We start from the raw sequence: 24,198 nt of genomic DNA, 5'->3' as shown, positions 1-24,198 counted from the left end.
GCGGGCTCAGACGAGGCCGGCGACGCGGTCGCGGATGGTCGCGGCGATGTCGTCGGCGGGGAGACTCCCGTCGACGACGAGGAACCGGCCGGGCTCGGCGGCCGCGAGCTCGAGGTAGGCCGTGCGCACGCGGTCGTGGAACTCGGATGCCTCGGCCTCGAGCCGGTCGTACCGCGTTCGCGCCCGGTCGAGCCGGGCGCGTGCCGCCGCCGCGTCCAGGTCGAGGAGGATCGTGAGGTCGGGGCGAAGTCCCTCGGTCGCCCATTCGGAGACGTACCGCACCTCTTCGGGGTCGAGCACGCGCCCGGCGCCCTGGTACGCGACCGACGAGTCGATGTAGCGGTCCTGGATCACGATGTCGCCGCGTTCGAGGGCGGGACGCACGACGGTCGCCACGTGGTGCGCGCGGTCGGCGGCGTACAGAAGCGCCTCGGCCCGCGGCGCGATGTCGCCGCGGTGGTGCAGCACGATCTCGCGCACCTCGATGCCGACCTCGGTCCCACCCGGCTCGCGCGTGCGCACGACCGTGCGCCCGTGCCCCTCGAGCCACCCCTCGAGGAGCTCCGCCTGCGTCGTCTTGCCCGAGCCGTCGCCGCCCTCGAGCGTGATGAAGAGGCCGCGGGTCACGTGGTGCTCTTCTTGGCCGGCGCCTTCTTCGCGGGTGCCTTCTTCGCGGCCGTCGTACGGGTCGTGCGCTTGGCGCGCGGCGCGACGGGGCCCTTGTCGCGCTTCTGCTGGAGCAATTCCACCGCACGCTCGAACGTGATGTCCTCGACCGACTCCGCACGCGGGATCGTCGCGTTCGTGGTGCCGTCGGTGACGTACGGTCCGAACCGGCCGTCCTTCACCTTGATGGGCTTGCCGCTCACCGGATCGGCGTCGAACTCCTTGAGCGCGCTCGACGCCCGGCGCGCACCGTACTTCGGCTGCGCGAACAACTCCTGCGCACCCGCGAGGTCGATCTCGAAGATCGCGTCCTCGCTCGGCAGCGTGCGGGTGTCCGTGCCCTTCTTGAGGTACGGACCATACCGGCCGTTCTGCGCCGTGATCTCGTCGCCCGACTCGGGGTCGACGCCCACGACGCGCGGCAGGTCGAGCAGCTTCAGGGCCGTGTCGAGGTCGACCTCCTCGATCTGCATGCTCTTGAAGAGCGACGCCGTGCGCGGCTTCGGCGCGGCGGCCTTCTTCGCGCCGCGCTTGGGCTTGGGTGCTTCGACGACCTCGCCGGTGGCCGCATCGACGGCCGCTTCGGGCTCGGGCTCGACCTCGGTCACGTACGGGCCGAACCGGCCGTCCTTCACGACGACCTGCTTGCCGTTCGCCGGGTTGACACCGAGCACCCGGTCGCCCTGCACGGGCGCCTCGATGAGCTCGCGGGCCTTCGCCTCGGTGAGCTCGTCGGGCGCGAGGCCCTCCGGCAGGTTCACGCGTCGCGGCGGGGCGTCGGGTGCGGCATCGGGGTCGACCGTCTCGAGGTAAGGTCCGTACTTGCCGATGCGCAGGGTGATGTCGGGCGCGATGCGGACCGAGTTGATCTCGCGGGCGTCGATGTCGCCGAGGTTGTCGACGACCTGCCGGAGCCCGCGGTGCCGGTCGGAGCCGAAGTAGAAGCTCGAGAGCCAGTCGACGCGATCGGCCTCGCCCGCGGCGATGTGGTCGAGGTCGTCTTCCATCTCGGCGGTGAAGTCGTACTCGACGAGGTCGCCGAAGTGCTCCTCGAGCAGGCGCACGACGGAGAACGCCACCCAGCTGGGCACGAGCGCCTGCCCGCGCTGCGTGACGTAGCCGCGGTCGAGGATCGTCGAGATGATCGACGCGAAGGTCGACGGGCGTCCGATGCCGAGCTCCTCCAGGCGCTTGACGAGGCTGGCCTCGGTGTAGCGCGGCGGCGGACTGGTCTCGTGACCCTTCGCCTCCAGATCGGCGAGCCCGAGCGACTGACCCTCCTGCAGCGGCGGCAGCTTGGCGTCACCGGGGGCGTCGTCGGCGTTCCGCTCCTCGTCGCGGCCCTCCTCGTAGGCGGCGAGGAAGCCGCGGAAGGTGATCACCGTGCCGCTGGCCGTGAACTCGGCGATGGTGCCGCCGACTGCGACGGATGCCCCGGACGGCGTCGCAGCCTCGGCCGCGGTCGGCCCGACCTCGATCGTGACGGTCGCGGTCTGGCCCTTCGCATCGGCCATCTGCGATGCGACGGTGCGCTTCCAGATGAGGTCGTAGAGCTTGAACTCGCTGCCGCGCAGCACGTTCTGCAACTCGGCCGGCGTGCGGAACACGTCGCCCGACGGACGGATCGCCTCGTGCGCCTCCTGCGCGTTCTTCGACTTGCTCGCGTAGACTCGCGGCGCGTCGGGAATGGAGTCGGCGCCGTAGAGCGCGGCCGCCTGCTTTCGCGCGGCCGTGATCGCCTGCTGCGACAACGCGGTCGAGTCGGTGCGCATATAGGTGATGTAGCCGTTCTCGTAGAGCGACTGCGCGACGCGCATGGTGTCACGTGCCGAGAGCCGGAGCTTCCGGGCCGACTCCTGCTGCAGCGTGGAGGTGGTGAACGGCGCCGCGGGACGGCGCGAGTAGGGCTTCGACTCCACCTTCGCGACCCTGCGGGCGACCCCATCGGCCCGCAGCGCCTCGACGAGGGCCTCGGCGACCGCCTCGTCGAGCACGACGGCCTTCGACTTCAGCTTGCCCGCGTCGTCGAAATCGCGACCCGTGGCCACCCGCTCGCCGCCGAGCCGCACGAGCCGGGCCTCGAATGCAGGGCCGTCCGAGGCATCCGTCGCCCCCGTGAACCGGCCGATGAGGTCCCAGTAGCCCGCCGCCACGAACGCCAACCGCTCGCGCTCACGGTCGACGACGAGTCGGGTCGCGGCCGACTGCACGCGACCCGCGGAGAGACCGGGGCCCACCTTGCGCCAGAGCACCGGCGAGACCTCGTACCCGTAGAGCCGGTCGAGGATGCGGCGGGTCTCCTGCGCGTCGACGAGCGCGGTGTCGAGATCGCGCGTGTTGTCCTTCGCCTTCTCGATCGCGTCTTTCGTGATCTCGTGGAACACCATGCGCCGCACGGGGACCTTGGGCTTCAGCTCCTGCAGGAGATGCCACGCGATGGCCTCGCCCTCGCGGTCCTCATCGGTGGCGAGCAGGAGTTCGTCGGCGTTCTTCAGGGCGCGCTTCAGATCGGCGACCGTCTTCTTCTTCGCGTCGGACACCACGTAGTACGGCTCGAAGCCGTTCTCGACGTCGACGGAGAACTTGCCGAGCGACCCCTTCTTGAGCTCGGCGGGCAGGTTCTTCGGCTCGATGAGGTCGCGGATGTGGCCGACCGATGAGAGCACCTCGTAGCCGTCGCCGAGATACTGGGCGATCGACTTCATCTTGGTCGGCGACTCAACGATGACCAACTTCTTCGCGCCTGCCACCAGACTCCTCTTACTCCTGAATAGGGGGGATCGCACAGTCCGAGCTCGCCCCCCGAGCGGTGTGCCGTCGATCGGCGGTACGGAGCCGCCGTCAGCCACACCATACACATACTCACCGTGAGTGCACTCACTCGGTCCCGCGATGGGGCGGGGAAACGCCTCGCGCCACCCCCTTGCACATCGCCGGTCGCGGAGGAGAATGGCGGCATGGACACCTCTTCCGCGAGCTCGTACACCGCCAAGCTGATCGACGGTCCGCTCGAGGGGAAGACGGTCGCGACCGCCTTCCTCGAGTCAGGCGACCCGCGCCCGAGACTCGAGCTGAACGCCGAGCAGGGCAAGCGCTACATCTACACCCGGGGCTCCGGACTGGAGTTCGCCGGCGACGACGACGACCGTCCGACGGCGGTCGAGTACCGCTTCATCGAGACCGTCTTCGACTGAGTCGCACGGGCGAGCGGGCGGGCCGCCCTCAGCCGTCCCAGCGCCGGATGAGCGCCGCCAGTGCCTGGCCGCCGCCGATGCACATCGTCACGATCCCGTACTCCAGGTCGCGCCGGTGCAGGTCGAGGGCGGCGCGCACGGTGAGGATCGCGCCGGTCGCGCCGACGGGGTGTCCGAGCGCGATCGCTCCGCCGTAGGGGTTGGTGCGTTCGGGGTCGAGTCCCGCGTCGCGGATCACGGCGACGGCCTGCGCCGCGAAGGCCTCGTTCAGCTCGATCGTGCCGATGTCGGCCGGGGTCAGGCCGGTCTGCTCGAACAGCCGGGCCAGGGCGATGACGGGCGCGTACCCCATGAGCTCGGGCTCGATGCCGGCGGTCGCCACCGCCTCGATCGTGGCGAGGCCGCCCACGCCGCGATCGCGCACGTCGGCCTCGCGCATGAGCACGACGGCGCCCGCGCCGTCGTTGATTCCCGAGGAGTTGCCGGCCGTCACCGAGCCGCCCTGCTGGAAGGCGGGGCGGAGGCCGGCGAGCGCCTCGAGCGTCGTGCCGGGGCGCGGATGCTCGTCGGCGACGACCTCGACTGGCTTCCGCCCGCCGGTGGTGAACGGCACGATCTCCTCGGCGAAGGCCGCCCGCGCGGCATCCGTCGCCGCCCGGCGCTGGCTCTCGACGGCGAACTCGTCCTGCTCGACGCGGGAGACGCCGTAGCGCGCCGCGACGTTCTCGGCCGTGACGCCCATGTGCGACCCGGTGAACGGGTCGGTGAGCATCGCCACCGTGCCGTCGACGAGGGTGCGGTCCCCCAGCCGATCGTTGAAGCGGGCGTCGAAGTCGTAGAACGGCATGCGGCTCATGTTCTCGTCGCCGCCGGCGAGCACCACGTCGACGCCGCCCCAGAGCAACTCCTGGGCACCCGACCAGATCGCCTGCAGGCCCGAGCCGCACAGCCGGTTGACCGTGAAGGCGGGCACCCGCACGGGCAGCCCCGCCGCGAGGGCGACCCGCCGCGCGTTGTACGCGTCGCCGGCGACCTGGCCGATGCAGCCCATCACCACCTCGCCGACCTCGTCGCCGCCGACTCCGGCGCGAGCGAGCGCCTCCGTTGCCGCGGCGGCGCCCAGTTCGTGCGCCGGCGTGCCGCGGAACGCCCCACCGAACGTGCCGATCGGGGTGCGAGCCCCTGCGACGATCACGACCTTCTCACTGCGCATCGATCACTCCTCTTCGAATCGGTGCCGACGGAACCGGTCAGGCGACCGGGACCGGCACGTGCCGCTCCTCGACACCGCTGTAGACCGAGAGCGGGCGGATGAGCGCATTGGCCGCGGCCTGCTCGATGATATGCGCCGTCCAGCCCGTGACCCGGCTCGCCACGAACAGCGGCGTGAAGATCTCGGTGTCGAAGCCCATGAGGTGGTACGCGGGCCCCGACGGATAGTCGAGGTTCGGATGGATGCCCTTGCGGGCCACGAACTCGGCCGAGAGCGTGTCGTAGAGCTCCGCGACATCCGGCCGGTCGTAGTACGCGATCAGGGTGTCGAGCGCCGTCTTCATCGTGGGAACCCGGGAGTCGCCGTTCTTGTACACGCGGTGCCCGAACCCCATGATCTTGCGCTTCTCAGCGAGTGCCTCGTCGAGCCACGGCACCACGTTCGCGGCGGTGCCGATCTCGTCGAAGATGTGCATGACGGCCTCGTTGGCACCGCCGTGCAGCGGTCCCTTGAGCGCGCCGATCGCGCCGACGACCGCCGAGTACAGGTCGGAGAGCGTCGATGTGATCACCCGGGCGGTGAACGTGGACGCATTGAAGGAGTGCTCGGCGTAGAGGATCATCGACACGTCGAACGCGTCGACGACGACCTCGTCGGGCACCTCTCCGAAGCTCATGTACAGGAAGTTGGCGGAGTAGCCGAGGTCGTCGCGCGGCTCGACGAGCTCCTGGCCGCGACGGCGCCGCTGGTCGTACGCGACCACGGCGGGGAGCGCCGCGAAGAGCGCCTTCGCCTTGGCCAGGTTCGCCTCGGGACTCGCATCGTCGGCGGCCGGGTCGGATGCCCCGATCACGCTCACGGCCGTGCGCACCACGTCCATCGGGTGCGCCGTCGTCGGCAGCAGGTCGATCGCAGCCTTCACGTTCGGTTGCAGCGTCCGCCCGGCGCGCTCGGCGGCGCGGAACTCCGCCAGCTGCGCGGCCTCGGGGAGTTCACCGTGCCAGAGAAGGTACGCGACCTCTTCGAAGGACACGGATGCCGCGAGCTCCTGCACGGGATACCCGCGGTACAGCAGCGAGTTCGTCTCGGGATTCACCTTCGAGACGGCCGTGTGGTCGACGGCCACCCCAGCGAGCCCCTTGAAGATCACCTGGTCGGTCATGCCTGCTCCTCCCGCGCGACGGTGAAGTTGAAGATCGAGGTGTCGAAGCGGTTGTAGCCCTCGTAGTCGAGGAGCTCGTAGAGGTCGGCACGATGCTGCATGCGGCCGAGCATGCCGTTGAGCGTGCCGGTCGTGTCGAGCTCGTCGAGGCCGCGCTCGGCGGCGCCCATCGCGAGCCGCAGCAGCGACACCGGCCAGATGACGATGTTCATGCCGACGTTCGCGAGCTGCTCCACGGTGAAGAGCTCGCTCTTGCCGAACTCGGTCATGTTCGCGAGCAGCGGCACGTCGACCGCCGCGCGGATCGCCGCGAACTCCTCGAGCGAGGCCATCGCCTCGGGGAAGATCGCGTCGGCGCCCGCGTCGACGAGCTTCTTCGCACGGTCCACCGCGGCGTCGAGGCCGTCGACGGCCCGGATGTCGGTGCGCGCCATGATCAGGAAGTTCTCGTCGCGACGGGAATCGACGGCCGCGCGGATCCGCTGCAGCGCGGTCGACTCGTCGACCACCTGCTTGCCGTCGAGGTGCCCGCAGCGCTTGGGGTTCACCTGGTCCTCGATGTGCAGGCCGGCGAGGCCGGCATCCTCCATCTCCTGCACGGTGCGGGCCACGTTCATGGGCTCGCCGAATCCCGTGTCGGCGTCGATGATCGCGGGCAGCTCGGTCATCCGGGTGATCTGCCTCCCGCGGCCCGCCACCTCGCTGAGCGTGGTCAGGCCGATGTCGGGCAGGCCCAGGTCGGCCGACAGCACGGCGCCCGAGATGTAGACGCCGTCGAAGCCCTTTCGCTCGATCAGCCGCGCCGAGAGCGGGTTGAACGCGCCCGGGAACCGCAGGATCTCGCCGGTGGCGAGGCGCTCCCGGAATCGGCGGCGCTTCTCGTGGGCTGGTGTCTGTGCGTACAGCATGGTGACCTCCTAGAAGATGCCGACGGGTGTGTCGACCTGTGCGAGCACGCCGGGTGCGGCGACGATGGTGAGCTGGGCGAGCTCCTCGGGACCCAGCTCCGGAAGGCGCTGGGCGACGTCGAGGAATCGCTCGATCTCGGCGGCCTCGAGCACGTCGGCCGCGAGGGTGCGGAACTTCTGCACGTACTGCTCGCGTCCGAACGGACGGGCGCCGAGCGGGTGCGCGTCGGCGACGGCGATCTCGTCGACGATCTCGCCGCCGTCGGCGAGGGTGATCACGACCCGCCCGCCGAACGCCTTCTCGGCGATGTCGAGCGAGTGGTAGCGGCGCGTCCACTCGGGGTCCTCGACCGTGGTGACCTTGCGCCACAGCTCGACGGTGTCGGGCCGGCCGGCGCGCTCGGGAGCATACGAGTCGACGTGGTGCCAGGTGCCGTCCTGCAGGGCGACGGTGAAGATGTACGGGATGGAGTGGTCGAGCGTCTCGCGCGAGGCCGCGGGGTCGTACTTCTGCGGGTCGTTCGCGCCCGAGCCGATGACGTAATGCGTGTGATGCGACGTGTGGATGACGACGCTCGCGATCTTCGACGGGTCGGCGACGAGTTCGGGGTGCTCGCGGTGGAGCTTGCGGGCGAGGTCGATCCACGCCTGGGCCTGGTACTCGGCCGAGTGCTCCTTCGTGTACGAGTCGAGGATGGCACGCTTGGCCTCGCCCTCCTCGGGCAGCGGCACGTCGTAGTTGGCCTCGGGGCCGTCGAGGAGCCACGCGATGACGCCGTCCTCGCCCTCGTAGATCGGGGTCGGGCTCGTCTGGCCGCGCATCGCACGATCGACCGCCTCGACGGCCATCTTGCCCGCGAACGCGGGGGCGTGCGCCTTCCAGCTGGAGATCTCCCCCTTGCGCGACTGCCGCGTGGCAGTGGTCGTGTGCAGCGCCTGGCCGATCGACTGGAAGATCGTGGTGGCGTCGAGTCCGAGCAGCGTGCCGATGCCGGCCGCCGCCGACGGCCCGAGGTGGGCGACATGGTCGATCTTGTGCCGGTGCAGCGAGATCGCCTTCACCAGGTCGATCTGGATCTCATACCCCGTCGCCAGGCCGCGCACCAGGTCGCGGCCGGTGAGGCCGCGACCCGCGGCGAGGTGCTGCGCGACGGCCACGATCGGCGGGATGTTGTCACCCGGGTGCGAGTACTCCGCCGCGAGGAACGTGTCGTGGTAGTCGAGCTCGCGCACGGCGACCCCGTTCGCCCACGCCGCCCACTCGGGGCTCGTGCGGCGCGCGGCGTCGAGGCCGAAGACGGTCGCGCCCTCCCCGTGGATCGACACCGGATGCGACGTCGCCTGCGACCGCGCGGCCACGACGGGCTCGCGGTTGAGGGATGCCGCCGCGACCGCCGCGTTGTCGATGACGCGGTTGATCACCATCTCGGCGACCTCCTCGGTCACCTCGACGGGGTCGGCTGCGACCTCGGCGATCTTCCAGGCCAGCTGGCCGTCGCGAGCGAGGTTCTCGTCGCTGCGGTGGACGCGAACATGGTGGAGCTGCACGGTGGAGCCTTTCGGTGGAGTCGGTGTCGTGTCGGTCGGTGGGGTCGGATGCCTCAGGCCACGCGCGGCCCGCGCGGGACGTCTGGGGCCGCGGACGCCGCGGGCGTGGAGGGCGCCGCGGGCGTCGAGGGCGCCGCGGGTTCGGCGCCGGCGGGCGCCGTGGCGAGGGCGTTGGTGAGGCTCATGTGCAGGTGCACGTGGGTGGCGTGGGAGGCGAGCTCGGCGTCGCGCGCCAGGATCGCCTCGACGATGAGCAGGTGCTCGCCGGCGGCCGCACGCAGCCGCTCGGGGTTGTGCCGCGAGAGGCGGCGGATGCGGGCGGAGTGCAGTTGCACGCTGCGCAGCGCGGTGGCGAGGAAGGGGTTGGCGGCGGCCTCCTCGATCGCGTCGTCGAGGTCGTCGACGATCGCGAAGTACGGGGCGAGCCCCGGCTCGCCCTGTGCGAGGAGCCGCGGCGCTCCGAGCAGCCGATCACGGATGAGGAGGAACGGAACCGCCTCACCCCGCTGTGCGGCGAGCGCCGCCGCCTTCGCCTCGAGCGCCTCGCGGAGCTCGTACAGCGAGACGATGTCGTCGCGCGACACCGCGGTGACGACGGCTCCCCGGCCGGACGCGTCGACGAGTCCGTCGGCGGCGAGTTGGCGCAGGGCCTCGCGCACGGGGGTTCGGCTCACCCCGAGGCGAGTGGACTGCTCGACCTCCTGCAGCACGGTGCCGGGCCCCAGCACACCGTCGAGGATCTCGGTGCGGAGCGTGCGATAGGCGCGGTCACCAGCTCGCATCGTATCCCTCCCGTCGCCTCGGCGTTCGGCTTCATGTATACACGTCGCGACTTCGAGCGGCAAGTCCGCTCCATTGTCCCTGAATTTCCCGCACCTCTCTCATCTTCCAGTGGACGCGTGTGTATACATGACGTGCAGCAGAATGCCCCGGATGCCCCAGGCGGCCCAGGCATCCAGCCCGCAGCTCCCCTCGCCCTTGGTTCTGAGGAGATCCCCGCGACTGCGGAGGTCCCGGGCGAGAACGACCTCGATCAGCCGGAAGTCCTCAGATGCCGCGGGCCGGATGCCCCGAACCGGATGCTGCGGGCATCCGACGGGACGAAGGGCCCGCGCCACGCCCCTGCGGCCGGCGTAGCCTCGCGCCATGGAGGCAACAACGCCCGCAACGACGCCTGCGTCCACCCGCTGGCCCCCGATCGCCAAGGACGTCGCGTCCCTGACGGTGACGCCCAACCTCCTCGACTACGACGAGACCCGCGCATCCTTCAGCTGGGACGACGCCCGACGCGCGCTGACCGGGCTGCCCGGGGGCGTGAACATCGCCCACGAGGCGGTCGACCGGCATGCGACCGGCGCGCTCGCGGAACGTGACGCCCTGCGGTTCGTGCGTGCGGACGGCAGCATCCGCTCGCTCAGCTATGCGGCCCTGGCCGACGAGACCGATCGGTTCGCCAGCCTGCTGCGCACGCTCGGCGTGCAGCGCGGCGAGCGCGTGTTCTCGCTCCTCGGCCGGTCGCCCGCGCTCTACACGGCGGTGCTCGGCACGCTGAAGCACGGCGCCGTGTTCTGTCCCCTGTTCTCGGCGTTCGGCCCGGAGCCGGTGCGACAGCGACTCGAGCTCGGCTCGGGCAGCGTGCTGGTCACGACCAGGGCGCTCTACCGCAGGAAGGTCGCAGCCCTGCGCGACGACCTCCCCGCCCTGCGCCACGTGCTCCTCGTCGACGCCGACGGCGAACCGGAACGCGGCACCCTCGACCTCGGCGCCCTCATCGCCGAAGCGCCCCCGTACGGCGAGATCGCGGCGATGCAACCCGCAGCCCGAAACACCGCCCGAAGAACCCCCGCGCGAAGAGGCCGCGCCCGGGGCGGCCCCCGCAGCCGCGGCGGAGGCCGTGCCTGCGGTACCGCCGACCGAACGCCGTACGACGACGCCCGCCGTGGCGGCCGAACGCGTCGCGAACCTGCGCCGGGCCGTGGGCGCCCTGATGGCTCGCTCGAAGCGCGAGGTCCCGCACTACTACCTGAGCACCACGATCGACCTCGGTGCAGCGATGGACTGGATGCAGCGCGCGAACGCCGACCGACCGATCGCGACACGGCTGGTGACCGCAGCGCTGCTCCTCGCGGCCTCCGCGAAGGCCGCCAAGGAGGTCCCCGACGTCAACGGGTTCTTCGTCGACGGCGCATTCCAGCCGAGTCCGGCCGTGCACCTCGGGGTCGCCGTGGCGCTGCGCGGCGGCGGACTCGTCGCGCCGGCGATCCACGACGCCGATGCGCTCGCGCTCGACGAGCTCATGGAGCGGTTGCGCGATCTCGTCGCCCGCGCCCGGGCCGGGCGGCTCCAGCGCGCCGAGATGGCCGATCCGACCATCACGGTGACGAACCTCGGCGACCTCGGCGTGGAGACGGTCTTCGGCGTCATCTACCCGCCGCAGGTCGCCCTCGTGGGCTTCGGCCGCGTGGTGGAGCAGCCCCGCGCGGTGAACGGCATGATCGGCGTACGCCCGACGGTCACCGCGACGCTGTCGGCCGACCACCGCGCCAGTGACGGCCTGCGCGGGGGTCGCTTCCTCGCCCTCGTCGACGAGCTGCTGCAGAAACCGGAGGAGCTGTGAACGAACAGGATGCCCGCGCCGCAGTGCTGGACGCGATCAACGAGGTCGCGCCCGACGTCGACACCGAAGGACTGGACGCGTCGTCTCGGCTGCGCCAGGACCTCGAACTCGACTCGCTCGACTTCCTGCGGCTGCTCGAGGTGCTCGCGCAGTCGACCGGCGTCAGCACTCCCGAGGACGACTACGCCGACCTGATCACCGTGCAGCGCCTCGTCGACTACTTCGCCGCGCGCGCGGGATGATCTCCGAAGCACCTTGGCCCCTGCAGGAGAAATCGCTGCTTCCTGCGTGCGGGACAGGCATCGGGACACTTCCCCTGCACAAGCTGTCCTGCACGGGCTTCAGGTGGCGCGACCTCCGTCGGGTCGTCAGTGCGAGCCGGGCGGCCCGGCCCGCGCGGAGGCGGTGAGGGTCGTTCCCAGTGAGTCGAGCGCGGCGCCGACGGTGGCCACGGCGCCTTCGATCCGGCACGTCGTCAGCGTCGCCCCGTTGCGCGCCGCCGCTTCGGCCGCCAACTCGCACGGGATGCCCGCCACCGCGCCCGAGACGGCGTCGGCGGCGGCGAGCGCGGCGGCGTCGGCTGCGTTCGCCGCACGCTGCGACGCCACGAATGCGGACGCGACCGGGACCACCATCGCGGTGAGCGCCACCACCGCGCCGACGATGCCGACCGCCAGGACGGATGCCGCGCCCCGGTCGCGGGCGGCGGCGCAGCGCCAACGCACCAACGCCCACCAGCCCATCACCGACCTCCCGACACGGCGCACGACTCGGCCCGCAGGACCACGGCGGCGAGAAGCCCCCGGCCCGGCGCCTGCAGCGTGGCGCACACGAACTCGCCATCCTCGCTCACGACGAGCGACGCTCCGCCCGAGACCCGGTCGGCGATCGCGCCCGCCTCGGCCGCCGACTCGCCGCGGCCGAGCGCCCGGGCCGCATCGGCCGCGGCATCCGTGAGGCGCACGTGCTGCCCGACCAGCTGGACCGATGCGAGGCACGCGGCGAGCACGAGCGCGATCGCGGGCAGCGCGACGGCGAACTCCGCCGTCACGCTGCCCCGATCCCGATCAGCCGACCGTGAGCGCATTCCGCACGAGGTCGGTGAGGATGCCGCGAACCTCATCGCCCCGCAGGATGACGACGAGGAGCCCGGCGAACCCGACCGCCGCCATGGTGGCGACGGCGTACTCCGCGGTCGCGGCGCCCCGCTCTCCGGCGACGCGTCGGACGGCGGCGCGGAACGCGCGGCGGGTCGCCGAGTGCGGATCCGCCCGCTCGGCCGGTGCGGCGCGCTCGGGCTCGAGCGGCGCGGTCTGGTGGTGCATGGTGGTGTTCCTTCCTGTTCTGCCGGTCTCCCGGCGGGTGGGCGGCACGAGCCTGCTGGCGTCACGAGCCACCGCCGAGGGTGGCCGAGACGACGGAGACGAGGAGCGGCACGACGCCGAGGAGCACGAACGCGGGGAGCACGCAGGCCCCGAGCGGCAGCATGAGCCGCACGCCGAGCGCCGCGGCGCGCGCGGCGCCGTCGGCACGGGCGACCCTGCGGAGCCGGAACGCCTCGGCGCGGAGGAGGTCGGAGACCGGCGCACCCGCGCGAGCGGCCAGCGCGATCACGGCATCCGACGCCCCGCGATCGTGCGTCGCGATGCCGTTCGACGACAGCGCGTCGCCCACGATGCCGCGTGCGCGTTCGATCGAGGCGCCGCCCGACATCGCGATGGCGAGCAGCTCGAGCTCGAGTCCCGCGTCGGCGCGCGATGCCGAGGCGCGGGACGCGAGTCGGGCGCTCCAACGTCGCCCCGCCCAGAGGAGGAGCCCGCCGAGCACGACGCATGCCAGGCCGACGGGGTTGCCGAACAGGATCGCGACGGTGTCGAAGCCGAGCAGCGCGCCGAACGCGACCGCGATGAGCGGCAGGGCCAGCACTAGGCGCGCGCTGGCGACGGGACCGGCGAGCGCCGTGCGCACCTCGCGACGCAGTTGCGCCTCGTCGCGCAGCGATGCCGCGAGGTCGCGGAGACTCGTGGCGAGCGGGGCGCCCGATTCCGCCGCGACCGCCCAGGCCGCGGCGAGCACCGACCATGCACCCGCGGACGCGGGGTCGTCGGCCACGGAGCCGGCGATCGCCCCGGAGACGGACCCGCCGTCGGCCGCCGCCCGTGCTGCCGCCCCGAGCACCGCTCGCCGGGTGCGGGCGCCAGCACCCTCCGGACGCCCGATGCCGCGGGCGGCCTCGCCGCGGAGCGCCGTCTCGGGCTCGTCGCCGACGTGCCCCCACGCGGTCGGCGCGGGCACGCCCGCCGAGAGCAGCACGGCGAGTCGCTCGGTGACGGCCGCGACGGCATCGATGTCGCCGGCTGGATCGGGACGATCGCGGAGCGCGCCGACGCGCGCCATGAGCCGGGCGAGCGGCTGCGACATCCGCCCGGTCACGCGGCCTCCACCGCCAGCCGGTCGCCCTGCAGCCGGAACCGGCCGACCTGCGCGAGCCGTCGCCGCCCGTCGACGCGTTCGACGTGCAGCACGAGGTCGAACGCGCTCACCGTCTGCCGCGCCACGGCGTCGGGCGACAGGCCCGCCGTCGAGCCGAGCGCCTCGAGCCTGGCCGGCACGTCGTCGAGGGAGTTCGCGTGCAGCGTGCCGGCGCCGCCGTCGTGGCCGGTGTTCAGGGCGGCGAGGAGCTCGCGCAGCTCCGCCCCGCGGCACTCCCCCACGACGAGCCGGTCGGGCCGCATGCGCAGCGCCTCGCGGAGCAGCGCGTCGAGCCCGAGCCGGCCCGCGCCCTCGAGGTTCGCCTGCCGCGCCTCGAGCGAGACCACGTGCGGATGGTCGACGGTGAGCTCGGCGACGTCCTCGATGAGCACGATGCGTTCGCGCTCGGATGCCTCGCCGAGGAGCGCCGCGAGGAACGTCGTCTTGCCGGCGCCGCCCGCGCCGGTCACGAGCAGGTTCTTCCGCGCCGTGACCGCCTCTCGGAGCATCGCCTCCTGCGCCGCGTCCACCATGCCCGCGCGGGCGAGCGCCGCGAGTGGGAAACCCGAGGCACGCGGCACGCGAACCGACAGCAGCGTGCCTCGGGTCGAGACCGGCGGGAGCACGGCGTGCACGCGGATGCCCCGACCGAGCCGCACGTCGACCGCCGGCGTCGCCTCGTCGATGTGGCGACCACCTCTCGCGATGAGCCTCACGGCGAGCGCACGCACCTCGGCCTCGTCGGCCGTCCACGACGGCTCGGGCTCGGGACCCGCGCCGCGATCGATCCACAGGCCGCCCGGCCCGTTCACGAAGAGGTCGGTGACCGGTCCGGATGCCGCGAACGGCGCGAGCGGTCCGAGCACCGCGAGTGCGTCGTCGGCCGTGGGGGCGGGAACCGACCTCGACGCCGCCCCGAGGCCGGCGGCCTCGTCGATCTCGGGTACGAGGCGTTCAGCCGCGTCGGCCGCGGCCGGGCCGGGCGTGGCGGCGACTCGGCGCGGCTCGCGTTCCCACGACGGGGTGGCGACGAAGGGGATGGTCATGCTGCGACGGTAGGCCGCAGGCACGCGGCCGCGGCATCCGTTCGCGTGAAGGTGGGGAATGAGCCTCCCCCACCCCGTTGTGGAGGAGGACTCGACCCGCGGGCTCCGCCGTGGCGGTGCCTGTTAACGAAAGGGGGCGGCACCCATTGGGGGGAACAGGTGCCGCCTCGGCAGCGCAAGGATTGGGGGGAATCACGAGCGCTGCAGGCCTCGAAACGAGTGTTCGGGCGGTACTCAGTGTATTGCCTGAGGAACAATGCGCAAGCACTTTTTGTCCTCATTTGTGCCGACACACAGATTTCTCTGCGCAAAGGCACAGTAGCGCGTCCCGCGACGGGTCACCAGCGGCACCCGGCGTGGCTCCCGAAATCGAATGCGACGGAGCGTGACCCGACGGTTACGAGCAGGTCCCGGCGCCGAGGTATGGTGCTGGGTGGGGCAGGCGACCCAACCGATGATTCAATCGCGAAGGAGCGACCGGACAATCATGACCGTTCAGATCGATCACGCGCTCGAGGAGATCAGGCGCTTCCGCCCGAGCCCCGAGTTCGCCGCCCAAGCCGTCGCCGACGAGCACCTCTACGAGGCGGCACGCACCGACCGCCTCGGATTCTGGGCCGACCAGGCCCGCGAGCTCCTCCAGTGGGAGAAGCCGTTCACGCGCACCCTCGACTGGTCCAACCCCCCGTTCGCGAAATGGTTCGACGACGGCGAGCTCAACGTCGCCGTGAACTGCCTCGACCGCCACGTCGAGGCCGGCCTCGGCGACCGCATCGCCCTGCACTGGGAGGGCGAGCCCGGCGACCGCCGGGACATCACCTACGCCGAGCTCACCGATGAGGTCAAGCGCGCCGCGAACGTGCTGACCGAGCTGGGCATCGGCGAACAGGACCGCGTCGCCATCTACCTCCCGATGATCCCCGAGGCGGTCGTCGCGATGCTCGCCTGCGCGCGCATCGGCGCCATCCACTCGGTGGTGTTCGGCGGGTTCAGCGCCGACAGTCTCGCCTCCCGCATCGACGACGCCGAGGCATCCCTCGTCATCACCGCCGACGGTGGATGGCGCAAGGGCAAGGTGTTCCCGCTGAAGCCGGTCGTCGACGAGGCGCTGGCGAAGGCCGACGGCGGAACCGTGCGCAACGTGCTCGTGGTGCGCCGCGGCGAGAACGAGATCGGCTGGAACGCCGATCGCGACCTCTGGTGGCACGAGACCGTGGCGAACGCCTCGAACGAGCACGTCGCGAAGGGCTTCGACGCGGAGCATCCGCTGTTCATCCTGTACACCTCCGGCACCACCGGAAAGCCGAAGGGCATCCTGCACACGACGGGCGGCTACCTCACGCAGGTGGCGTCCACGCACAAGAACGTGTTCGACCTGCACCCCGAGCGCGACGTGTACTGGTGCACCGCCGACGTGGGCTGGATCACCGGGCACTCCTACGTGGTCTACGGTCCGCTCGCGAACGCCGCGACCCAGGTGCTGTACGAGGGCACGCCCGACACGCCCCACCCCGGCCGCTGGTGGGAGATCGTCGAGCGCTACAAGGTCTCGATCCTCTACACGGCGCCCACCGCCATCCGCTCCTTCATGAAGATGGGCCGGCAGATCCCGCACGCCTTCAACCTGCGATCGCTGCGCCTGCTCGGCTCCGTCGGCGAGCCGATCAACCCCGAGGCGTGGATCTGGTACCGCCACGTCATCGGCGGCGGCTCCGTCCCCGTGGTCGACACCTGGTGGCAGACCGAGACCGGCGCGATCATGATCTCGGCGCTGCCCGGCATCACCGACCTGAAGCCCGGCAGCGCGCAAGTGCCGGTTCCGGGCGTCTCCATCGACATCCTCACCGACGACGGCGACCCCGTCGACGGCGAGAACGGCGGGCTCCTCGTGGTCACCGAGCCGTGGCCGTCGATGCTCCGTGGCATCTGGGGCGACCCCGAGCGGTTCAAGGAGACCTACTGGGAGAAGTTCGGCGACAAGTACTTCGCCGGCGACGGCGCCCGCCGCGACGAGGACGGCGACATCTGGCTGCTCGGCCGGGTCGACGACGTCATGAACGTGTCGGGCCACCGGCTCTCCACGGCCGAGATCGAGTCGTCGCTCGTCGCGCACCCGTGGACGGCGGAGGCCGCCGTCGTCGGCGCAGCGGACGAAACCACCGGCCAGGCGGTGGTCGCGTTCGTCATCCTCAAGCAGAGCCACGCCGACGCGGTCTCGACGATCGAGGACGTGAGCGAGGTACTGCGCCGGCACGTGGCCATGCAGATCGGCGCGATCGCCCGCCCGCGCCAGGTGTTCGTCGTCAACGAACTCCCGAAGACGCGCTCGGGCAAGATCATGCGACGCCTGCTCCGCGACCTCGCCGAGGGCCGCGAGGTCGGCGACACGACGACGCTCGCCGACACCTCGATCATGCAGGTGATCAGCTCGCAGGTGCGATAGCGCGCTGTCGAACGACGGATGCCGCGGCCGGGAGTCTTCCCGCCGCGGCATCCGTCGTTCGCGGCGCGGCTACGCGAACTCGACGACGAGCTCGACCTCGACGGGCGCGTCGAGCGGCAGCACCGCGACGCCGACCGCCGAGCGCGCGTGCCGCCCGGCCTCGCCGAAGATCTCGCCGAGCAGTTCGGAGGCGCCGTTCACGACGCCCGGCTGGCCGGTGAACGACGGGTCGGATGCCACGAAGCCCACGACCTTCACGATGCGCGTCACGCGATCGAGCGATCCGAGTTCGGCGCGAACGGCGGCGAGGGCGTTGAGCACGCACGTGCGGGCGTGGCCCTTCGCGTCGTCGGCGGGCACGAGCCCGGGTCCGTCGCCGACCTTGCCGGTGTCGGGCAGCGAGCCCGCCACGAACGGGAGCTGGCCCGACGTGTACACGTACGAGCCGGTCACGACGGCCGGCACATAGGCGGCCACCGGCGGCGCGACCTCCGGAAGCTCGATGCCGAGCTCGGCGAGGCGATCTTCGTAGGCGGGCATCACTGCTCCCCCTCGAACTGCTTGGCGGCCTGTGCCGCCGCCGCAGCGCCCGCGGATGCCGCGGCCGACGACTCGCCGTCCTTCGGCCGCTTCAGGTACGCGACGAGGCCGCCCTCGGGGCCCTGCACGACCTGCACGAGCTCCCAGCCCTCCGAGCCCCAGTTGTTGAGAATGGCGGCGGTGTTGTGGATGAGCAGCGGGGTGGTGATGTACTCCCAGGCCGGCATGCGGTTCCTCGTCTCTGATCGGCGGACTCTGATGTGGCGGACTCTGTGCCCGAAATGTCGGATTATCGCGGCATCCGTCCGGCGGGGATCGGCCGTGCGGCGCGTGCTCGCAGCGCCCCCGCATAGCGGGTTTTGCCAGCCTTCTTCCGTTAGGCTCCACTATATGTCTGCCCAAAAACGTACGCTGAGCGACGTCGGCACCGGAATCCTGGGTTTCGTCGGCATGAGCGCTCTGGCCGGACTGCTCGTGACGGCCGCTGTGACCCCGGCGATCGCGGTGACCGGAATGACCGCGTCGAACGGCATCACCATCTTCGAGAACCTCCCCGGCTACCTCGAGATCAAGCCGTTCGCCCAGAAGTCGAACATCTATGCCGTGCACGAGGACGAGCCGCGGCTGATGGCCTCCTTCTACGACGACAACCGCGAGAACGTCAAGTGGGACGACGTCAGCCAGTTCGTCAAGGACGCCGCCGTCGCGGGTGAGGACCCCCGCTTCTACGAGCACGGCGGGGTGGACATCCAGGGAACGGTCCGCGGTGCGCTCGAGACGTACATCGGCGGCAATACCCAGGGTGGATCCTCGATCACCCAGCAGTACGTCAAGAACGTGATCATCAACAACCTCGTGCGCGACGCGAAGACGCAGGAGGATCGCGAAGCGGCCCTCGAGACGGCGACGGTGAGCGACGGGAACGCCGGCATCTCACGCAAGCTCAAGGAGATGCGGTACGCGATCACCATCGAGAAGAAGTACCCCAAGGACGAGATCCTGCTCGGGTACCTCAACATCGCCTCCTTCGGCGGACGTGTCTACGGCATCGAGGCCGCGGCCAAGTACTACTTCGGCGTGAACACGAACGCGGAGCTCACCGTGGCGCAGGCCGCCGCCCTCATCGCGATCGTGAACCACCCCGAGAAGTTCCGCCTCGACCAGCCCGACAGCGAGACGAACGGCGCCAACACGGTCGACAAGAACGGGGAACTGACCCCCTACGCGCTCACCAAGGACCGCCGCGACTACATCCTGCGGCAGATGCTCAACGAGAAGAAGATCACCCAGGAGCAGTACGACGAAGCCGTTGCGACACCGATCGAGCCGAAGATCACCGAGTCGAGCACCGGCTGCCAGACCGCAGGCCAGGGTGCAGACGGGTTCTTCTGCGACTACGTCGTGAACATCATCCGCAACCAGATGGACGTCGCCGAGACCCCCGACGTCAACGAGGGTCAGCAGATGCTCGAGCAGGGCGGGCTCGACATCTACACGACGCTCGACCTGGACCTCCAGTACGCCGCGGTGCAGTCGCTCAACAACAACGTTCCCCAATACGTCGACGGGATGGACATCGGCGGGTCCATCGTGAGCATCGAGGTCGGCACCGGTCGCGTGCTCGCGATGGCGCAGAACAAGAAATACAGTCCCGACCCCGACGTCCTCGCGGCCGATCCCACCTATTCCGCGGTGAACTTCAACACCGATCGCGACTACGGCGGCTCGAGCGGGTTCCAGCCCGGCTCGACGTTCAAGATCTTCACCCTCACCGAGTGGCTGAAGGAGGGGCACGCCCTCAACGAGGGAGTCGACGCCCGACGCAAGTCCGACTGGGGCACGTTCAACAACAGCTGCGACGGCCCGATGCCGGCGGGTGACTGGAATCCCCGCAACGACGAGGGCGGCAACGGCGGCTACTGGACGGCGCTCTTCAACACCATCAACTCCGAGAACACCGGCTTCGTCGCGATGGCGAAGCAACTCGACCTCTGCGGCATCCAGCAGACCGCCGAGGCCATGATGGGTGCGAAGCGCGCCGACGGCCTCGAACTCGGCGACCGGGTGAATGAGGCCGGTGAGATCGTCGACACCGGCTTCAAGCCCGCGGCGGTGCTCGGCACCGAGGAGGTCGCCCCACTCTCGATGGCGACGGCGTTCGCGACGATCGCGGGCGGCGGGCTGCGCTGCACCCCGATCGCCATCGACCGCATCGTCGACGCCGAGGGCAACGAGGTCCCGCCCCCGCCGTCGACGTGCGAGCAGGTCATCGACGCCCAGGTCGCCGCTGCCGACGCCTACGCGCTCCAGCGAGTCATGTCCGACGGCACCGGCAGGTCCTCGGCCGGCCGAATCGACAACTGGGTTCCGATGATCGGCAAGACCGGAACGACCGACGAGGCCTACGCCACTTGGATGAGCGGCGCGAGCTCGCGGGTCGCCACGGTGGCGGGCGTCTACAACGCGAGCGGCTTCGTGAACCTCCGCAACACGTCCTTCAACGGCACGGAGGCCGCCGTCATCCGCCACCAGCTGTGGCCCGACGTCATGAACGTCGCGAACGCCAAGTACGGCGGCGAGGCGTTCCCCGACCCGCAGGGTTCGTACCTGAACGCGCCTCAGGCCGTGGTTCCCGACGTGCTCGGGCTCGCGCCCGAGGCGGCCCAGCAGGCACTCGAGGCCGCGGGCTTCGGATGGTCGATGGACGGCGAGGTCGACTCGTCGCAGCCGAAGGGCACGATCGGTGCGCAGAACCCGTCCGGCTCCGCCGGTCGTGGTGCGGTGATCTCGCTCCAGATCAGTCGCGGCAATCTCACCGGCGTTCCCGACGTGATGGGGCTGTCCGCGTCCGACGCCGAGAACGCACTGAAATCCGCCGGCTTCCGGGTGCAGCGCAAGGAGCAGAACGTGATCGAACCTGGGCAGGACGGCGTCGTGATCGCCCAGGACCCGTCGGCCGGCAGCCCGGCGAAGCCCGGCGACCGGGTGACGATCACCGTCGGGAAGCTCGGTCTCCCGACCGGCGACGGCAACAACGCGCCGGGCGACGGTTGACGCGCGACGCACGCTCGCCTGCCGCGCGGATCGCCCTGGCGATCGGCGCGGCAGGCGCTGCCGCGCTCGCATGGGGCATCCTCGTCGAGCGCACGCGCTGGACGCTCCGGCGGGTCGACGTTCCCGTACTGCCGCCGGGGGCCGCGCCGGTGCGCGTGCTGCATCTCTCCGACCTGCACATGGCGCCCTGGCAGCGCGACAAGCAGGAGTGGGTGCGCTCGCTCGCCGAGCTGGAGCCCGACCTCGTCGTCGACACCGGTGACAACCTCGGGCACGAGCGAGGTCTCGAGGGCGTCCGGCGCGCCTTCGACGCGTTCCGCGGTGTGCCCGGGGTGTTCGTCAACGGCTCGAACGACTACTTCGGCCCGGCACCGAAGAACCCCTTCATGTACTTCGGCGGCCCCTCCGGGCAGCTGCGTCGCGCGAAGCGCCTCGATATCCACGCGCTGCACGCCTACTTCGCCGAGCTCGGCTGGCACGACCTCGACAACACCGCCGCGAGCCTCGACCTCCGCGGCACGCACTTCGAGTTCTTCGGCGTCGATGACCCGCACAAGGGCTACGACCGGCTCGACCTCATCACCGCGGCGATCGACGAACTGCGCGCCGAGGACCCGCTCGGCGACGAGCACTGGCCCGACGCGGCATCCGTCGCCCCTCGTCGCCCGACGGTCACGGTGGGTGTCACGCACGCGCCCTACCAGCGCGTGCTGAACTCGTTCGTGAACCACGGGGCGCAACTCGTGCTCGCCGGGCACACCCACGGCGGCCAGGTGTGCCTGCCGGGCTACGGTGCCCTCGTCACCAACTGCGACATCCCGCGCCGGCAGGTGAAGGGCCTCAGCACGTGGCAGCACGGGCTGCGGTCGGCCTACCTCCACGTCTCGGCGGGTCTCGGCACGTCGATCTACGCCCCCGTGCGCTTCGCGTGCCCGCCCGAGGCGACACTGCTCACGCTGATACCGACGCAGTAGCGGTCGACCGGATGCCGCAGCCACCCGCGTGGTCGGCCGGTCGCGTTTTTTCGGCTATCCTTGTGGAGGCCCGTGAGGGCCACCGGGGTGTGGCGCAGCTTGGTAGCGCGCTTCGTTCGGGACGAAGAGGTCGCAGGTTCAAATCCTGTCACCCCGACCACCGTGAAGGCCCCCTCCGTATGGAGGGGGCCCTCTTCGTTCCAGCCGGGCTCACGGCGGCGAAGTCGTGGCCGACAGCACGGGCGACGAACCGCAGCTGCGTCGCGTGCAGACTGGTCGGCAGTCCCCTTTCGCGAGACGTGTCGGCCCTCGCTGTTTCGCACTGACGGGCATACGCTGGCCTACAGGCCACGGGCCGACTCGGCGGTACCAGTCCTTCGAGAGGATGTGTCGACGATGGCCGCAAGGCAGGCGACGTCAAGCCCTCACGGGAAGGCGTTCATCGCCGAACCACGCCGGTTCAACCTGCTCCTGCGGCCGTGGAACGCCATGATCGACCGGGAGATGGGGCAGCGCTTCGTGCCCGGCCGCCTCATGGCATGAGACGCCAGGACGGCCTTCTCGTGGGTGGCCGGTTCGTTGTACTGGCTCTTCCCTGCAGGCAAGACGCGCAAGCGCTTGGGGGACCGGGTCCAGAACCTGGTCGCGATCACCGCCGCCTACACGGTGAACTCGCCGTGCTGCATCGCCGACGCCGGGAAAGCCAGCCCACGGGTCAGTCGGACGTGGAGCTCGACGCGATTCGTACCGTGGCCGATGTGTCCGAGATCTCCAGCTTCTCGCCGAGGGAGCGATTGGCGACCAGATACGCACGGCTCGTCTCCTCCACCCCGCTGGACTTCCCGGACTTCGTCGCCGAGCTGACGGCGGCCTTCTCCGAGCAGGAGATCGTGATCCTGGCCGCGCTCGCGGCTGAGATGAACCGCAGCTCGCGGCTGTTCGAGGCGCTGGGCGCCCCGCCACTCGTCTTCCCGACCGACACCACCTGAACTCCCGAGGCGACCCTCAGGGCCGCCCGAGCCCTCGATACTGCCAGCCTGCCGAACGCCACGCGACCGGGTCGAGCACGTTGCGCCCGTCGATGATGCGACGCCCCGCGACGAGTCCCCCGACGCGCGAGGGATCGAGCGCGCGATACTCGCGCCACTCGGTGACGAGCACCACGAGTTCGGCGTCGCGGAGCGCCTCGTGGGTCGACGAGGTGTAGTCGAGCTGCGGATGCCGCAGCCGCGCGTTGTCGAGGCCCTCTGGGTCGGTGGCGACGACCTCGGCACCGAGCCCCTTGAGCTGCACGGCCACGTCGAGCGCCGGGGAGTCGCGCACGTCGTCGGATTCGGGCTTGAACGTCACGCCGAGCACGGCGACCTTCCTCTGGAACACCGAGCCGCCGAGCACCTCGATCGCGAGGTCCACGACGCGCTGCCGCTGCCTGAGATTGATCGCGTCGACCTCCTTCAGGAACCCGAGCGCATCCCCGCGGCCGAGCTCCTCGGCACGTGCGGTGAACGCGCGGATATCCTTCGGGAGGCAGCCGCCGCCGAATCCCACGCCGGCGTTGAGGAAGCGCCGACCGATTCGGGCATCGTGTCCGATGGCGTCGGCGAGCGCCGTGACATCCGCGCCCGTGGCATCCGCGATCTCGCTCATGGCGTTGATGAAGCTGATCTTCGTGGCAAGGAACGAGTTCGCGGCGACCTTCACGAGCTCGGCGGTGGCGTAGTCGGTGACGATGCGAGGTGTGCCCGCCTCGATCGCAGCGCGGTAGATCTGGTCGAGCACGGATGCCGCGTGGTCGTCGACGACACCGTACACGAGCCGGTCGGGCTCGAGCGTGTCCTTCACGGCGAACCCCTCACGCAGGAACTCGGGGTTCCAGGCGAGGCTCGCGTGCGGGGCACCCGCTGCGAGACGCTCCGCCAGCCGCCCCGCCGTGCCGACCGGCACCGTGCTCTTGCCGACGATGAGCGCGCCGTCGGCGAGATACGGGAGGAGCGATTCGAACGCGGCATCCACATAGCCGAGGTCGGCGGCGCCGCTTCCGGCGACCTGCGGGGTGCCCACGGCGAGGAAATGCACCTCGGCGCCCGCGGCATCCGCGATGTCGGTGCTGAACCGCAGCCGACCGCTCGCCGTTGCGGAGGTGAGGATCTCGGGAAGTCCCGGCTCGTAGAACGGCGGACGCCCCGCCGCCAGTGCGGCGATCTTGCGTTCGTCGACGTCGATGCCGATGACCTCGTGGCCGAGTTCGGCCATCGCCGAGGCATGGACGGCGCCGAGGTAACCGCAGCCGATCACTGAGATGCGCATCGAAATCCTTCGTTCGGACACTCCGTACATTCTGCCGCACCCGCCGCTCCTAGG

Annotated in this window: 23 protein-coding genes, 1 tRNA gene and 1 pseudogene; 10 read left to right on the top strand and 15 right to left on the bottom strand. The window is 70.8% G+C overall.

Annotation, left to right across the window (positions count from 1 at the left end):
* Nucleotides 1-6: 6 nt before the first annotated feature.
* Together tmk and topA are read right to left on the bottom strand one after the other, a co-directional pair.
* Entirely contained in the window at nt 7-627 is a 621-nt protein-coding gene (gene tmk / locus EZM51_RS02385; protein ID WP_136706614.1) for a dTMP kinase, read from the bottom strand.
* On the bottom strand, nt 624-3,416 hold the full coding sequence (gene topA / locus EZM51_RS02380; RefSeq protein ID WP_136706613.1) for a type I DNA topoisomerase: 2,793 nt from the start codon (nt 3,414-3,416) through the stop codon (nt 624-626). Before topA ends, tmk begins: the two co-directional genes overlap by 4 nt.
* A gap of 207 nt (nt 3,417-3,623) precedes the next feature.
* On the opposite strand from topA, the gene EZM51_RS02375 reads away from it, so the two are divergent.
* The gene (locus EZM51_RS02375) at nt 3,624-3,860 is read left to right on the top strand and encodes a hypothetical protein (RefSeq protein WP_136706612.1); all 237 of its coding nucleotides are present in this window, start codon (nt 3,624-3,626) and stop codon (nt 3,858-3,860) included.
* Nucleotides 3,861-3,888: 28 nt separating this feature from the next.
* On the opposite strand, the gene EZM51_RS02370 is transcribed toward EZM51_RS02375, so the two are convergent.
* From EZM51_RS02370 to EZM51_RS02350, 5 genes are read right to left on the bottom strand one after another with little or no spacing between them, the layout of a single operon-like run.
* Nucleotides 3,889-5,073: a thiolase family protein gene (locus tag EZM51_RS02370; protein ID WP_136706611.1), complete on the bottom strand. Its 1,185-nt coding sequence runs from the start codon at nt 5,071-5,073 to the stop codon at nt 3,889-3,891.
* A 37-nt stretch (nt 5,074-5,110) separates the two neighbouring features.
* Nucleotides 5,111-6,235 carry a bifunctional 2-methylcitrate synthase/citrate synthase gene (locus EZM51_RS02365; protein ID WP_136706610.1) on the bottom strand — a complete coding sequence of 375 codons (1,125 nt, stop codon included), beginning with the start codon at nt 6,233-6,235 and terminating at the stop codon, nt 5,111-5,113.
* Nucleotides 6,232-7,143: a methylisocitrate lyase gene (prpB, locus tag EZM51_RS02360; RefSeq protein ID WP_136706609.1), complete on the bottom strand. Its 912-nt coding sequence runs from the start codon at nt 7,141-7,143 to the stop codon at nt 6,232-6,234. Before prpB ends, EZM51_RS02365 begins: the two co-directional genes overlap by 4 nt.
* A 9-nt stretch (nt 7,144-7,152) precedes the next feature.
* Nucleotides 7,153-8,691: an MmgE/PrpD family protein gene (locus EZM51_RS02355; protein WP_136706608.1), complete on the bottom strand. Its 1,539-nt coding sequence runs from the start codon at nt 8,689-8,691 to the stop codon at nt 7,153-7,155.
* 53 nt (nt 8,692-8,744) lie between these two features.
* The gene (locus tag EZM51_RS02350; RefSeq protein ID WP_136706607.1) at nt 8,745-9,473 is read right to left on the bottom strand and encodes a GntR family transcriptional regulator; all 729 of its coding nucleotides are present in this window, start codon (nt 9,471-9,473) and stop codon (nt 8,745-8,747) included.
* Nucleotides 9,474-9,837: 364 nt separating this feature from the next.
* Here EZM51_RS02350 and EZM51_RS20995 point away from each other — a divergent pair.
* The 3 genes and pseudogenes from EZM51_RS20995 to EZM51_RS02335 all read left to right on the top strand — a co-directional run.
* Nucleotides 9,838-10,446, top strand: a pseudogene (locus tag EZM51_RS20995) (AMP-binding protein); the annotation flags it as partial.
* A gap of 139 nt (nt 10,447-10,585) precedes the next feature.
* On the top strand, nt 10,586-11,308 hold the full coding sequence (locus EZM51_RS20990; protein WP_136706606.1) for a 2-oxo acid dehydrogenase subunit E2: 723 nt from the start codon (nt 10,586-10,588) through the stop codon (nt 11,306-11,308).
* Nucleotides 11,305-11,550 carry an acyl carrier protein gene (locus tag EZM51_RS02335; RefSeq protein ID WP_136706605.1) on the top strand — a complete coding sequence of 82 codons (246 nt, stop codon included), beginning with the start codon at nt 11,305-11,307 and terminating at the stop codon, nt 11,548-11,550. The genes EZM51_RS20990 and EZM51_RS02335 overlap by 4 nt, the downstream gene beginning before the upstream one ends.
* A gap of 126 nt (nt 11,551-11,676) precedes the next feature.
* Here EZM51_RS02335 and EZM51_RS02330 read toward each other — a convergent pair whose 3' ends face one another.
* The 5 genes from EZM51_RS02330 to EZM51_RS02310 form a co-directional block, all read right to left on the bottom strand.
* Nucleotides 11,677-12,051, bottom strand: coding sequence for an Rv3654c family TadE-like protein (locus EZM51_RS02330; RefSeq protein WP_136706604.1), 375 nt, complete (start codon nt 12,049-12,051; stop codon nt 11,677-11,679).
* Complete coding sequence (locus tag EZM51_RS02325; RefSeq protein WP_248305420.1) at nt 12,051-12,359, bottom strand: TadE family type IV pilus minor pilin; 309 nt, start codon at nt 12,357-12,359, stop codon at nt 12,051-12,053. Before EZM51_RS02325 ends, EZM51_RS02330 begins: the two co-directional genes overlap by 1 nt.
* A gap of 16 nt (nt 12,360-12,375) precedes the next feature.
* Nucleotides 12,376-12,633 (bottom strand): DUF4244 domain-containing protein, encoded by a 258-nt coding sequence (locus tag EZM51_RS02320; RefSeq protein WP_136706602.1) that lies wholly within the window; start codon nt 12,631-12,633, stop codon nt 12,376-12,378.
* A gap of 61 nt (nt 12,634-12,694) precedes the next feature.
* Nucleotides 12,695-13,741 (bottom strand): type II secretion system F family protein, encoded by a 1,047-nt coding sequence (locus EZM51_RS02315; RefSeq protein ID WP_248305419.1) that lies wholly within the window; start codon nt 13,739-13,741, stop codon nt 12,695-12,697.
* Nucleotides 13,738-14,826: a TadA family conjugal transfer-associated ATPase gene (locus EZM51_RS02310; protein WP_136706601.1), complete on the bottom strand. Its 1,089-nt coding sequence runs from the start codon at nt 14,824-14,826 to the stop codon at nt 13,738-13,740. The genes EZM51_RS02315 and EZM51_RS02310 overlap by 4 nt, the downstream gene beginning before the upstream one ends.
* 487 nt (nt 14,827-15,313) lie before the next feature.
* On the opposite strand from EZM51_RS02310, the gene acs reads away from it, so the two are divergent.
* The gene (gene acs, locus EZM51_RS02305) at nt 15,314-17,269 is read left to right on the top strand and encodes an acetate--CoA ligase (protein WP_136706600.1); all 1,956 of its coding nucleotides are present in this window, start codon (nt 15,314-15,316) and stop codon (nt 17,267-17,269) included.
* 69 nt (nt 17,270-17,338) lie between these two features.
* Here acs and EZM51_RS02300 read toward each other — a convergent pair whose 3' ends face one another.
* Complete coding sequence (locus EZM51_RS02300; protein WP_136706599.1) at nt 17,339-17,809, bottom strand: RidA family protein; 471 nt, start codon at nt 17,807-17,809, stop codon at nt 17,339-17,341.
* On the bottom strand, nt 17,809-18,036 hold the full coding sequence (locus EZM51_RS02295; protein ID WP_136706598.1) for a hypothetical protein: 228 nt from the start codon (nt 18,034-18,036) through the stop codon (nt 17,809-17,811). The genes EZM51_RS02300 and EZM51_RS02295 overlap by 1 nt, the downstream gene beginning before the upstream one ends.
* 163 nt (nt 18,037-18,199) lie before the next feature.
* On the opposite strand from EZM51_RS02295, the gene EZM51_RS02290 reads away from it, so the two are divergent.
* The 5 genes from EZM51_RS02290 (at nt 18,200) to EZM51_RS02275 (ending at nt 22,826) form a co-directional block, all read left to right on the top strand.
* Nucleotides 18,200-20,863, top strand: a complete 2,664-nt coding sequence (locus EZM51_RS02290; protein ID WP_136706597.1) for a transglycosylase domain-containing protein — start codon at nt 18,200-18,202, stop codon at nt 20,861-20,863.
* Nucleotides 20,860-21,837: a metallophosphoesterase gene (locus EZM51_RS02285; protein WP_136706596.1), complete on the top strand. Its 978-nt coding sequence runs from the start codon at nt 20,860-20,862 to the stop codon at nt 21,835-21,837. Before EZM51_RS02290 ends, EZM51_RS02285 begins: the two co-directional genes overlap by 4 nt.
* Before the next feature lie 83 nt (nt 21,838-21,920).
* A tRNA-Pro gene (locus EZM51_RS02280) sits at nt 21,921-21,997 on the top strand.
* Nucleotides 21,998-22,233: 236 nt separating this feature from the next.
* Nucleotides 22,234-22,380 (top strand): hypothetical protein, encoded by a 147-nt coding sequence (locus EZM51_RS20430; protein WP_169053753.1) that lies wholly within the window; start codon nt 22,234-22,236, stop codon nt 22,378-22,380.
* A gap of 182 nt (nt 22,381-22,562) precedes the next feature.
* Complete coding sequence (locus EZM51_RS02275; protein ID WP_136706595.1) at nt 22,563-22,826, top strand: hypothetical protein; 264 nt, start codon at nt 22,563-22,565, stop codon at nt 22,824-22,826.
* Nucleotides 22,827-22,842: 16 nt separating this feature from the next.
* Here EZM51_RS02275 and EZM51_RS02270 read toward each other — a convergent pair whose 3' ends face one another.
* Complete coding sequence (locus EZM51_RS02270; protein ID WP_136706594.1) at nt 22,843-24,144, bottom strand: UDP-glucose/GDP-mannose dehydrogenase family protein; 1,302 nt, start codon at nt 24,142-24,144, stop codon at nt 22,843-22,845.
* Nucleotides 24,145-24,198: the final 54 nt, after the last annotated feature.

Source organism: Agromyces sp. H66 (assembly GCF_004959775.1).
In the GTDB taxonomy this organism is placed as follows: Bacteria; Actinomycetota; Actinomycetes; order Actinomycetales; family Microbacteriaceae; genus Agromyces.
This window is presented reverse-complemented; position numbering and strand designations above follow the sequence as displayed.

Excerpts from the sequence above, each read along its gene's own strand:
- EZM51_RS02370 (WP_136706611.1), bottom strand. The coding sequence starts at position 5,073 with ATGCGCAGTGAGAAGGTCGTGATCGTCGCAGGGGCTCGCACCCCGATC.
- EZM51_RS02320 (WP_136706602.1), bottom strand. The coding sequence starts at position 12,633 with ATGCACCACCAGACCGCGCCGCTCGAGCCCGAGCGCGCCGCACCGGCC.
- EZM51_RS02310 (WP_136706601.1), bottom strand. The coding sequence starts at position 14,826 with ATGACCATCCCCTTCGTCGCCACCCCGTCGTGGGAACGCGAGCCGCGC.
- EZM51_RS02295 (WP_136706598.1), bottom strand. The coding sequence starts at position 18,036 with ATGCCGGCCTGGGAGTACATCACCACCCCGCTGCTCATCCACAACACC.
- acs (WP_136706600.1), top strand. The coding sequence starts at position 15,314 with ATGACCGTTCAGATCGATCACGCGCTCGAGGAGATCAGGCGCTTCCGC.
- EZM51_RS02375 (WP_136706612.1), top strand. The coding sequence starts at position 3,624 with ATGGACACCTCTTCCGCGAGCTCGTACACCGCCAAGCTGATCGACGGT.
- EZM51_RS02365 (WP_136706610.1), bottom strand. The coding sequence starts at position 6,235 with ATGACCGACCAGGTGATCTTCAAGGGGCTCGCTGGGGTGGCCGTCGAC.
- EZM51_RS20430 (WP_169053753.1), top strand. The coding sequence starts at position 22,234 with ATGGCCGCAAGGCAGGCGACGTCAAGCCCTCACGGGAAGGCGTTCATC.
- EZM51_RS02330 (WP_136706604.1), bottom strand. The coding sequence starts at position 12,051 with ATGGGCTGGTGGGCGTTGGTGCGTTGGCGCTGCGCCGCCGCCCGCGAC.
- EZM51_RS02290 (WP_136706597.1), top strand. The coding sequence starts at position 18,200 with ATGTCTGCCCAAAAACGTACGCTGAGCGACGTCGGCACCGGAATCCTG.
- EZM51_RS02300 (WP_136706599.1), bottom strand. The coding sequence starts at position 17,809 with ATGCCCGCCTACGAAGATCGCCTCGCCGAGCTCGGCATCGAGCTTCCG.
- prpB (WP_136706609.1), bottom strand. The coding sequence starts at position 7,143 with ATGCTGTACGCACAGACACCAGCCCACGAGAAGCGCCGCCGATTCCGG.
- EZM51_RS02350 (WP_136706607.1), bottom strand. The coding sequence starts at position 9,473 with ATGCGAGCTGGTGACCGCGCCTATCGCACGCTCCGCACCGAGATCCTC.
- EZM51_RS02270 (WP_136706594.1), bottom strand. The coding sequence starts at position 24,144 with ATGCGCATCTCAGTGATCGGCTGCGGTTACCTCGGCGCCGTCCATGCC.